This is a genomic window from Zavarzinia sp., from assembly GCF_041650655.1.
Classification (GTDB): Bacteria; Pseudomonadota; Alphaproteobacteria; order Zavarziniales; family Zavarziniaceae; genus Zavarzinia.
Genome location: NZ_JBAZKR010000111.1, coordinates 1 through 11,580 on the forward strand (window position 1 = coordinate 1; position 11,580 = coordinate 11,580).

Here is an 11,580-nt window from a genome sequence, read left to right on the forward strand (position 1 = left end):
CCTTCACTCGCCTGGGCGCTAGGCGCACGCGCCCAGGCGCCGGCGGCAGACGCACCGGCCCTCCTTGCTCCCGCATCCGACCTTCCCGCCGGACGTGACGATGAACTCACGTCGTGGATCGCGTCGCAGCGCGACCGGTCCTACCGGCATCTGCTTCGCAACGTGTCGCCTACTGCGCCCTTCGAACGCGATGTTGAAAGCCGGTTCATCGCGCCCGAGCGCCTCGACTACGTCCGCGCCGAGACCGCCCGGACCGGCGGCCGGATCAGGCTGCATGGTGATCACGTCTGGCAGCGCATCGTGCCGAGTCCGGGCTCGGTGTCGGCCGCGGCGCCGGGCCCGCCCTCCGAGCCCGACTATTTCTTTCATTGGATCCGCGACAGCGCGCTCGTGATGCGTGCGCTCGCGACGCTGCAGGCCGCCGCCCCGCCCGCCCAGGCCGCCCAGTGTGCGCAGCACCTCGGCGATTTCATTCGCTTCTCCCGGACACTGCAGGCCTCCGCGTCGCCCGAGTCCATCGGCGAGCCCCGCTTCAACATGGATGGCACGCCGGACATCCTGCAATGGAGCCGTCCCCAGTTCGACGGCCCGGCGCTGCGGGCGCTCACGCTGATGCACTACGAGCGCGTGCCCGCGACTCCGCTCGCCCGGGACCTCAGCGAAATGCTCGCCCAGGTGGTGGACGCGGATCTCGATTATCTCGCCGCCAACTGGATGCGGCCGAGCTTCGACTACTGGGAGGAGAACCGCGGATACGATTTCCACACCCGCGTCGTGGAGGCGGGCGCGCTCCATGCCGGTGCGCGCCGCGCGCTCGCGGCGCACAATCGCGGCCGGGCCGACACCTACGCCGCCGCCGAGGCGCGGCTGCGCGAGGCGCTCGAGTCACATTGGCTGCCCGCCCGCGGGTACTACGGCTTCCACCAGGTGAAATCGCGGCCGGGTGACAACTTCGACACAGCGATTGTGATCGCGGCGCTGCACAGCCGCCTCGCCGACGGGCGCTACTCGCTCCTCGATGACCGCGTCCTCGCCACGATGGCCAAGATCGAGGATCTCTTCTCGCACCTGTTTCCGGTCAATGGCACGCTCGCGGACGACGAGGGCCTGCTTTACGGCCGCTACGTCGGCGATCAGTACTACGGCGGCGGCGCCTGGGGGATGGTTACACTCGAGTTTGCCGAGGCGCAGTACCGGCTCGCGGCGCTGCTGGCGGCGCACGCCTCGTTGCCGGTCACGCCGCTCAACCGGACGGTGTTCGAGCGCGCGCTGCGCCGGGCCGGCAATGGGACGAACCTCGGCGATCAAGGCGATGCGTTCGCCGACGCGGCGGTGCGTCGGGCCCTGCTGCGCGGATTTGTCGTGCGCGGCGACGACATCCTGCGGACCGTGCGACGCTTCACCCCGCCGACGGGTGACATGCCCGAGCAGTACGACAAGAACACCGGCGCTCCCACCTCCACCAGCAATCTCACATGGGGCCATGCGGCCTTTCTCGCGGCGACCGACGCGCGCGCGAAAGTGGCGGACCTGTAGGCTGGCGGCGCCCCGTCAGATGGACAGTGATGCGATTTCGGCCATGAGCATCAAGATCCGCCGTTTCCTTCCTTGGCTGTGGCTGTCGCTGATCTGCCTTAATCCCGTTGCGGGCGGCCAGACGCCGGATACCGGCGCCGCCGAGGAGGCATTTGCGCCGCGGGCGACCGGCCGGGCCGGCCTGTGCGGCGACCGGATCGCCCTCTTTCTGCCGGCCGATCTGCCGCTCGACCGCCTGCCGCCGTCCCTGTGCCTGCTCGACCGGCCTCAGCCCGGAGGCGCGCTGCCCGCGGCCTGGCCGGTGGCGCCGGTATTTTCCTTCAGCGCGACCCGCACCCGGGCGATGATCCCGGTCCCGGACGGAACGAGTCTCTATGGCACGGGCGAGGTGACGGGCCCGCTGCTGCGCAACGGCCGGAGCATCACGCTCTGGAATACCGACAACTTCAACTATCGGGACGACGGGGGCCGGCGGCTTTATCAATCGCATCCCTGGGTGCTCGCCGTCCGGGCGGACGGAACCGCGTTTGGCGTCATTGCCGATACGACCTGGAAAACGGACATCGCCCTCGACGGACGCATCGAGTTCACGAGCGACGGCCCCTCGTTTCCACTCATCGTGATCGACCGCGAATCACCGCAGGCCGTGGTGCGCGGCCTGGCGGCACTCACGGGGTTCATGCCCCTGCCGCCCCGATGGGCGCTCGGCTACCAGCAATGCCGCTGGTCCTACCAGCCCGCCGCGCGGGTGCGGGAGATCGCCGACGGCTTCCGCGCGCGGAGGATCCCCTGCGACGTCATCTGGATGGACATCGATTACATGGACGGGTACCGCGTCTTTACCTTCGATCCCCAGGGATTCCCCGATCCCGCGGAGCTCAATGCCTGGCTGCATGCGCGGGGCTTCAAGAGCGTCTGGATGATCGATCCAGGCGTGAAGGCCGAGCCGGGAGATCGGGTCTACGATTCCGGCACCGCCGCCGACGTGTGGGTCCACGACGCGTTCGGCGGCGCCTATCACGGCGACGTCTGGCCGGGCGCCTGCGTGTTTCCCGATTTCACCCGGCCGGAAACCCGGGCGTGGTGGGCCGGGCTTTATCGCGACTTCATGGCCCGGGGCGTCGATGGCGTGTGGAACGACATGAACGAACCCGCCGTCTTCAACGTGCCCGGCAAGACGATGCCGCCGCACAACTGGCACCGCGGCGGCGGCATCGTCTTGTCCGCCGGGCCGCACGCGCGGTATCACAACGTCTACGGCATGTTGATGGTGCAGGCGACGCGCGCCGGCATCGCCGCGGCGAATCCGGGCAAACGGCCGTTCGTCCTCACGCGGGCGAATTTCCTCGGCGGGCAGCGCTACGCCGCGACGTGGACGGGCGACAACGCCTCGACTTGGGATGATCTCAAGATGTCCATCCCGATGACCCTGAACCTGGGCCTGTCGGGCCAGCCCTTCAACGGTCCCGATCTCGGCGGATTTGCCGGCGAGGCGACGGGCGAGTTGTGGGCGAACTGGGTCGCCGTCGGAGCTTTCTTTCCTTTTTGCCGCGGCCATTCGGACAAGGGGGCGCCGCCCAAGGAACCCTGGGCGTTCGGACCGGAGGTCGAGGCCGCCGCCCGCACCGCCTTGGAGCGGCGCTACCGGCTGCTGCCGTACTATTACACCCTGTTTCATGAAAGCTCGCTCGACGGCCTGCCGGTCATGCGGCCCGTGTTCTTCGCCGATCTCCGGGATCCGGCGCTGCGCGCGGAGGATCGCGTCTTTCTCATCGGCGACGACCTGCTCGTGATCCCGCGCTGGGCGGAGCAACCCCATCTGCCGCCAGGTCTTTGGCGCACGGTGTCGCTGGCGGGCGAACACACCGGCACGGACAAGTACCAATCCGAGCTGAAGGTTCGCGGTGGCGCCATTGTTCCGCTCGGCCGGGTGGTCCAAAGCACCGTTGAGGAATCGCTCGATCCGCTCACCTTGCTGGTGGCGCTCGACGAGCAGGGCCGCGCCTCGGGCCGGCTTTACGAGGATGACGGGGACGGCTACGCCTACCGGGACGGCGACTATCTGCTCACGACCTATGCCGCAGTGAAGAAAGGCGGCGATGTCATCGTCACCGTCGCCCAGGCCGAGGGTAAGCGTCCCCGGCCGGCCCGCCGGCTCGTGGTCCAGGTCCTCACCGATGCAGGGCCGATCGAAACCGAAGGCGTCGACGGCCGGCCGCTGACCATCCGGACAGCGCGCTGATGATCGGGCGCGGGGGAAAAGCGTTTACTTCGAGCTCTGCCGGCTTGCTATCATTGGATCTTCACCCGTTATTTCGACTATGAGCTTCAGGATCCGCCGTTCTCTTCATTGGTTGGGGTTGTCGCTGATCTGCCTCAGTCCGGTTGCGGGGGGCCCGTTGCCGGACGGTGGTGCGCCGGCGTACGACGTGCGCGCCTTCGGCGCCACGGGTGACGGCCGGACGCTGGATACCGGCGCGATCAACCGGGCGATCGAGGCCGCCGCCACCGCCGGCGGCGGCACGGTGTATTTCCCGGCCGGAACCTATGCCAGCCACTCGATTCGCCTGCGGAGCCACATCGCCTTGTATCTTGGCCCGGGCGCTACCTTGCTGGCCGCGGATCCGCCGCCGGAGGGCACGCCGGGCGGTTACGATGCACCGGAACCGAATGCGTTCGACCAGTACCAGGACTTCGGCCACAGCCACTGGCACAACAGCCTGATCTGGGGGGAGAACCTGGAGGACGTGTCGATCCTGGGGCCGGGCAAGATCGTCGGCCGGGGCCTGAGCCGGGGGTTCGGACGCCAGGATCCCATGCCGGACGAGCCGCAGCTGCCCTGGCCCCCCGAGCTCCCTCCGCTCAAGCCCGGCGACCCGCGGCCGGGGCCGTTTGGCCTGCCCGACGCGCGCGACGCCCTCCCCGCGGGGGTGGGCAACAAGGCGATCGCGCTGAAAAACTGCCGCGGCGTCCTCCTGCGCGATTTCACCATCTTCCACGGCGGCCATTTCGGCATCCTCGCCACCGGCGTCGACCACTTCACCCTCGACAACCTCAAGATCGACACCAACCGCGACGGCATCGACATCGATTGTTGCCGGAATGTGCGGGTGTCCAACTGCATGGTGAACTCGCCCAACGACGACGGCCTCTGCCTGAAGTCCAGCTACGGTCTCGGCGAGGCCCGGGCGACGGAAAACGTCACCATCGCCAACTGCCAGCTGAGCGGGTTCGAGGAGGGCACGCTGCTCGACGGCACCTGCCGGAAACGGCCGCCGCCCCGCGGCCCGGTCGGACGCATCAAGTTCGGCACCGAGGCCAACGGCGGCTTCAAGAACATCACCATCACCAACTGCGTGTTCACCTACAGCCTCGGCCTCGCGCTGGAGGAGGTCGACGGCGGCATGATGGAGGACGTGACGATCACCAACCTCGCGATGCGGGATGTCATGAACGCGCCGATCTTCATCCGCCTCGGCGCGCGGTTGCGCGGACCGAACCACCCGCCGGTGGGGACGGCCCGCCGGATCCTCATCAGCAACGTCGTGGCCTCGGGCGTGCCGTTCTTCCACGGCATTCTCATCAGCGGCATTCCCGGTCATACCGTCGACGACGTCACCCTGAGCAATATTCTGATCCAGTATCAGGGTGGAGGCACGGCGGAGCAGGCGGCCCGCGTCGTGCCGGAGCTGGAGCGCGACTATCCCGAGCCGTGGAACTTCGGCATCCTTTCCGCCTACGGACTCTTCGCCCGGCACGTGCGGGGACTGAATGTCCGCGACGTCCGGTTCGAACTGCTCCAGGACGACCGCCGGCCCGCGGTCATCCTGGACGACGTCGCCGGCGCCGATTTCGACCATTTTCAGGCCCCGCCCGGGGCCGGGGTGCCGGTCATGGTGCTGAAGCAGGTCTCCGGGCTGGACGTGCGCCACAGCCCCGGCCTGCCTGACACCCGCCGCGATCAGCTCGTGGCGGAGGAGCGGCTTTAGCCGGCTGCCGGCTCAGGGACTGCCGCCGGTCGTGCGGCGCAATGTCCGCGCGTTCACCACGGACCATGATCCCGCTCCGGCGACGGACCAGAGGCAGACACGGGCAAACCGTAGCGGGAAGGCGGGCCGTCAACCGGCCGCAGGAAATTGTTGCCCTGCCATCGCTGCGACTTATGGTCCGCCCCTTTATGAATCCGGTCGCCTGCATCACCGCCAATCATGCCGGTCGCCCCCTGGGTGACCGCCTGAGGCGCGGGCGGCAGGGATTGACCCCGGTGCGCCGGAGACTTCGATTTTCCACCCTCCTTCCCATATGATCACCACATTCCCACTTGGCGCCGTCATCGTTGGCTGCGGCCACATCGCCCAGCCTTACGCCAAGGCCATCAAGACTTACAATGACGTTGCCCTCCTGGGCTTTCAGGATCTGGAGGCGACGCGGGCGCAGACCTTCGCCAGGGAGTTCGGCGGACGCGCCTACGGCACGTTCGACGAGGTGCTGGCCGATCCGCGCGTGAACCTCGTCGTCAATCTTACGATCCACCAGGCTCATGAAGAGGTGATCACCCGCGCGCTGGAGGCCGGAAAGCATGTCCACACCGAGAAACCACTCGCCCTGACTTATGCAACCGCGCGCCGCCTGGCCGCCCTGGCCGAGCAGCGCGGCCTGCGGCTGAGCAGCGCGCCGGCCACCTATCTGGGCGAAGCGCAGCAGACGATCGCGCGCGAGCTGCGCCGTGGCGCCATCGGGCCGGTGCGCCTCGTGTATGCCGAAATCAACCATGGGCGGATCGAGACCTGGCATGCCAATCCGGTCCCGTTTTACGAGGTGGGCGTCCTGTGGGATGTCGGCATCTATCCGCTCACCCTGCTGACCGCGTTTTTGGGGCCGGTGCAGCGGGTGACGGCCCAGCAGCGGCTGTTGCTGCCGGCGCGGCGCACGAAGGCCGGCCAGCCCTTCAACCTCACCAAACCGGAGTTCGTCAACGCCGTGCTGGATTTCGCGGGTGGCGTGGTGGGCCGCCTGACGTGCAACTTCTACACGAATGGGTCCAAGCAGGGTGCCGGCATCGAATTTCACGGCGACGGCGGATCCCTGATCCTCGGCAGCGTCTTCAAGTTCAACGCCCCGGTCGAGCGTTGTGCCTACGGGGAGCCGCTCCAGCCGCTGCCGCTGGTCCGCCCCGGTTACGAGGGGGTCGAATTCGCCCGCGGCGTGAAGGACATGGCGGCGGCGCTGCGTGAAGGCCGGCCGCACCGGGTGGCCGCCGCTCACGCCGCGCATGTCATCGAGGTCATGGAATTGATCGATGCGTCGGCGCGCGCCGGCGGCGAAAGCCGGACTCCGACCTCCCGGTTTTCCGCGCCGGAGCCCATGGAGTGGGCCGGGTAACCGCGCCGGCGGGCCCGACCCCGGACGGTCGCCGGCCCGGCTGGGTGGGCGAAAGGACGGCGGTGCACCGGCCGCGCCGCGGTGAGACCGGCGTCCGCGGCACCGGATGAGGAACGGCGCGTGCGGCCGGCAGACGGGTCCGTCGCGCCGGGCGCAAATCACGGCATCCTTAGGGCGCGGATCCGGCCAGTCCGGGTGGCAGGTCTTCGCGGTTCACCATCCAGGGGTCGTTGTAAAGCTCCCGGGCGTGCGGGTTGTTCGCCGGGCTCCACTTCTCGTTCCAAACCATGAAGAAGGTCGTGCGCGGAAAGTTCGCCTTCAGATCCGGAATGAACCGCCGGTAGTCGTAGTCGCCCGGCGGATTCCTCGCCCCGTGCGGACCATATTCGGTGAAGCCGAACGGCTTGGGCAGGCGGGCCATCTCCGCATATCCCTTGATGTGGCTCTGATCGACGAAATCGGTGTAAGCATCGAGGCCGACCATGTCCACGTAGGCGTCGCCGGGATAATAGTCGGCGGCGTTGGTCCCGTGATTGGGGGCGTACACCCAGAGGAGGTTGTCCAGGCCCTTGATCCTGCTGAAGTAGGCGAACATGTACCGCCAGACGCGGATGAAGACCGCCGGGTCTTGTTTTCCCCACCAGAACCACCGGCCGTTCATCTCGTGGAAAGGCCGCCACAGTACGACGACCCCCGCCTCCCGGAGTTCCTGCAGGCCGGCGGCGAGTTCATCCAGTTCTTGCATCCACCGCTGGTGGGTGGCGGTGCCGGGCATGAACACCTCGGCGAGGTCGACCCCGTGGTCGCGCAGCCCCCCGCCGTCGGGGTTGGCCGGGTTGTAGAGGTGGGCGCTGACCGTCACGAGCCCGCCCGCGCGCCAATAGGCGATCGCCACCTGATTTGGCAGGCGCGGGGCAAGGTTGCTCCTTTGGGCGGTCGTGGAGTCGTAGAAGTCGGCGTAGTCCACGCCGATCAGCGCCGGCCAGTGTCCCGTCTGTTGGTGGATTTTTTCCGGCAACTCCAGGCTCACCAGCGTGCCGAAATTGGTGAACTGGCCGGAGAGCAGGTGTTTGTCCGGCCGCGTCTCCAGGCTGCCGATGAAGTCAAGCACGGCCCGGGTCTTGGCATTGGCCCGCGGATTGGCCGGCGCCGGGGCGGCGTCCACCGCGGGCGGAAACAGGAGGGCAAGGATCAGGGGCAACAAGACGGGGAGCTTCATGAGGGAGGCTAGACACCATGCGTGCGCCCGGTTGCCCCTGGCCAGATATTTTTCATCGCCTGGGGCCAAAGGCAGGGGCCCATGGCGGACAGTGATGGGTCAGGTTTCGCGCAGGGCCTGCGCGACCGGCAGGCGCGCCGCGCGGATCGCGGGAAACAGGCCGCCGAGCAGGCCGATGACCGCGGCCCAGATGATCGCACTGAACAACAGGTGCGGCGTCACCCGGAACGCAAAGGCGATCTGGCTGAACGTCTGCCAGTTGATCGTCGCGGCGCGAAAGCCGTCGAAGATCACATAGGCCAGGGTGCCGCCGACCGCACCGCCGGCGAGCGCGATCACCAGGGATTCCAGCAGCACGGAGACAATGACCGCGCTGGCGCCAAAGCCCAGCGCCCGCAACGTGGCGATCTCCCGCACGCGGGCCGACACGGCGCCGTACATCGTGTTCAGCGCGCCAAACAGCGCCCCGAGCGCCATGAGCAGGGCGATGAAAACCCCGAGGCCGCGGATGAAGGCGACGATGACCGTGGACTGCTCCGCGAAGAAATCGGTCTGCCGGACGACCTTGACGTTGAGCCGCGGGTCGGACGTCAGGGCGTCCTTGAACTCCGGGAATTTCGCCGGCGAACTGAGCTTCGCGTATACCGTCTGAAACGTGTCGCCGCGGTGATACGCGGGCTGGAGGACGGCGGCATCGGTCCAGAGCTCCGATTCCGCCGCGCCGCCGCCGGCGGAGAACACCCCCACGACCTTCCATTCGTAGGTGCCGAGGCGGATCGTCTGCCCGACCTCAAGACCGGTGAACTCGTGCGCCGCCCCCACGCCGGCGATGACCTCGTTGCGTCCCGGCTCGAACCGGCGGCCCTCGACCAGCTTGAAGTTGCCGCGCACCGCGTAGGCGGCGGGGCCGACGCCGCGCATCGGCACGTTCGCGTCGGTGCCGGTGGAGCGCTTTGGCAGATTGATGATGACAAACAGCTCGGGCGAGGCCAGGGCGCCGTTTTCGTCGCGGGCCAGGCCGGGGCCGTCCGCGATCACGCGGGTGTCTTCGCGGGCCAGCCCGCTCGACATCTCCCCGTCGGCGCCGCTGCGCAGGACGAGGGCGACGTCGTCCGCCCCCGTGGCCCGCATCACCTGGCGGAATCCCTCGGCGATCGAGAGCACGCCGACGAGCACGGCCACGACGCCGGCGATGCCGACCGCCGCGGCGATCGCCGAGCCTTTGCGCTCGACGATCGTGCGCAGGTTGACATGCGTGATCGATCCGACCTGCGAGAGCCAGTTGATGAGCGAGAGCATGGGCGGGAAGGGTGGGTGGGGGCCGGCGGATCAGCCTCAGGTTTGCCGGCGCAGCGCCTCCGCGATCCGCAGCCGGCCGGCCTGCAGGGCGGGCAGGATGCCGGCCACGAATCCGAGCGCCGCCACGAGCACGACGCCGATGACAAGGTCACGGGTGGGCAGGAAGAAAACCGGCAGCATGCCCGGCACGGGGCTGCCCCGGGAAATGATCAGCCAGGCCAGCCCGAGGCCGGCCAGCCCGCCCAGCGCGGCGAGGAGGAAGGATTCGCCCAGCACCACGGCCAGCACGAGCCCGTTGTTGAAGCCCATCGCCTTGAGCACGCCGAGCTCCTCCGTGCGCTCGCGTACGGACTGCGCCATCGTGTTGCCGGCCACGAGCAGGATCGTGAAGAAGACGGCGCTGAGGATGGCGATCATGATCGTGCCGATGTCGCCGACCTGCTGGGCAAACCCCTGCATGAAGGCCCCCTCGGGCTCGGCCTTGGTCTCGTAGGCCGAATTGGCAAACTCGGCGTCGATCGCCCGGGCCACGGCGGCGGTCTGGGCCGGATCGCGCACGCGGACGGTGTACCAGCCGACCTCGCCCTTCGCGAAGAGCCGTCCCTCGTCGAAATAGTCGTAGCGGAAGAAGAACTGCGACGTGTCGGTGTCCTTCTTCGCCCCGTCGTAAATGCCGACGAGGTCGAACTCCCAGGTATCGTTGCGACTGCCGCGCTGCCAGATGGGGGATTTCAGGGCCACGCGGTCGCCCACCTTCCAGCCGAAGCGGGTGGCGGTCGTGCGGCCGACGACGGCGCCGGTGCGACGGGCGTTCCACGCCTGTTTTTGCGCCTCGGGCAGGAGCAATTCGGGATACATCGCGAGGAAATCGTCCGGCACGACGGGCATGCTCGCGAAAAAGTTTTTCGGGTCCTGGTAGATCCCGCCGAACCACGTCTGGTGGGCGGCGGCCACCACGCCGGGGATGCGCTCGATGCGCTCCTTGTAGGTGACGGGCAGCATCTGGATGATCGAGACCTTGTGGCGCACGATCAGGCGGTCCGCGCCGGCCATGCTGACGCCGGCGGTGAACGCGAGCCGGATGGCGCCGAGGAAGCCGTAGAGCAGGAACGCCACCAGGATCGAAAGCAGCGTGAGCGCCGTGCGCAGCTTTTTCCGGGTCAGGTTCCGCCAGACGAGGTAGAAAAATTTCATCCCGGGTTCTCCGCGAACAACTGGCCCTTGTTGAGGTAGACAATCCGGCCGGCCCGCGCCGAGGCATGGGGATCGTGCGTGACCATGACGATGGTCTTGCCCTGTTCGCGGTTGAGCGCCTGGAGCAGGCTCAGGATTTCATCGCCGGATTTGCGGTCCAGGTCGCCCGTCGGCTCGTCGCAGAGCAGGATCGTGGGATCCGTCACAATCGCGCGCGCGATGCCGACGCGCTGCTGCTCGCCGCCCGAAAGCTGGCGGGGGAAATGCCGCGCGCGATGGGTCAGGCCGACGGCGCGCAATGCGGTCTCGACATGCCGGCGGCGCTCCGCCTTCGAAAGGTGCGTGAGCAGGAGCGGCAGCTCGATGTTGCGCTCGGCGGTCAACACCGGGAGCAGGTTGTAGAATTGAAAGACCAGGCCGATGTGCCGGGCGCGCCAGGCCGCGAGTTTCCGTTCGGACATCTGGTCCACCCGTTCGCCGCCGATCTCGACCGTGCCTTCGGTCGCCCGGTCCAGGCCGCCGATGAGGTTGAGCAGCGTCGACTTGCCCGAACCCGAGGGCCCCATGAGGGCGAGAAACTCGCCCCGCGGCACCTCCAGGTTGAGGCCGGCCAGAACGTGGATTTCCTCGGAACCACGGTGAAAGACTTTGCCCACGTCGTGGACGCGGACCAGGACGCCATCGCTCGTGCTCATAAGTGTTTCTCCGTCACGGGGGTTCCCTCGGCCAGGGCTTCCGGTCCTTCGATCACGACCCGCTCGCCGGCCTCCAGTCCGCCGGAGACCATGACCTCGTCCCCGCGCGCCAGGTCGACGGCGATCGCGCGCCGCTCGGCGCGGCCGTCGCGCACGACCCACACGGCATCGCGGCCGCCGGCGCTGCGCACGGCGCTTTTCGGAATGATCACCTCCGGTTTCGCCGCCGCCTTCCCGTCGGCGCTTTGAAACGCG

The 11,580-nt window shown here is 68.2% G+C and carries 8 protein-coding genes and 1 pseudogene; 4 read left to right on the forward strand and 5 right to left on the reverse strand.

Translation table 11 applies throughout. The features are described from left to right. The 4 genes from WC493_RS18915 to WC493_RS18930 all read left to right on the forward strand — a co-directional run. The coding region (locus WC493_RS18915) for a glycoside hydrolase family 15 protein (RefSeq protein WP_373067344.1) at positions 1-1,536 on the forward strand (1,536 nt) is incomplete at its 5' end. A 43-nt stretch (positions 1,537-1,579) separates the two neighbouring features. Continuing rightward, a complete protein-coding gene (locus WC493_RS18920) occupies positions 1,580-3,778 on the forward strand; it encodes a TIM-barrel domain-containing protein (RefSeq protein WP_373067346.1) in 2,199 nt (732 codons plus the stop codon). A gap of 157 nt (positions 3,779-3,935) precedes the next feature. Next, positions 3,936-5,525, forward strand: coding sequence for a glycoside hydrolase family 28 protein (locus WC493_RS18925; protein ID WP_373067348.1), 1,590 nt, complete (start codon positions 3,936-3,938; stop codon positions 5,523-5,525). Between the two features lie 313 nt (positions 5,526-5,838). Beyond that, a complete protein-coding gene (locus WC493_RS18930) occupies positions 5,839-6,918 on the forward strand; it encodes a Gfo/Idh/MocA family protein (protein ID WP_373067351.1) in 1,080 nt (359 codons plus the stop codon). A 169-nt stretch (positions 6,919-7,087) separates the two neighbouring features. On the opposite strand, the gene WC493_RS18935 is transcribed toward WC493_RS18930, so the two are convergent. From WC493_RS18935 to WC493_RS18955, 5 genes and pseudogenes are all read right to left on the reverse strand, one after another. Then, entirely contained in the window at positions 7,088-8,122 is a 1,035-nt protein-coding gene (locus tag WC493_RS18935) for a glycosyl hydrolase (RefSeq protein ID WP_373067353.1), read from the reverse strand. A gap of 114 nt (positions 8,123-8,236) precedes the next feature. Further along, on the reverse strand, positions 8,237-9,436 hold the full coding sequence (locus WC493_RS18940; RefSeq protein WP_373067356.1) for an ABC transporter permease: 1,200 nt from the start codon (positions 9,434-9,436) through the stop codon (positions 8,237-8,239). 36 nt (positions 9,437-9,472) lie between these two features. After that, positions 9,473-10,630 carry an ABC transporter permease gene (locus tag WC493_RS18945; protein WP_373067358.1) on the reverse strand — a complete coding sequence of 386 codons (1,158 nt, stop codon included), beginning with the start codon at positions 10,628-10,630 and terminating at the stop codon, positions 9,473-9,475. Then, positions 10,627-11,325, reverse strand: a complete 699-nt coding sequence (locus WC493_RS18950; protein WP_373067361.1) for an ABC transporter ATP-binding protein — start codon at positions 11,323-11,325, stop codon at positions 10,627-10,629. Before WC493_RS18950 ends, WC493_RS18945 begins: the two co-directional genes overlap by 4 nt. Continuing rightward, a pseudogene (locus WC493_RS18955) lies at positions 11,322-11,580 on the reverse strand (hypothetical protein); the annotation flags it as partial. The pseudogene WC493_RS18955 and the gene WC493_RS18950, both read right to left, overlap by 4 nt.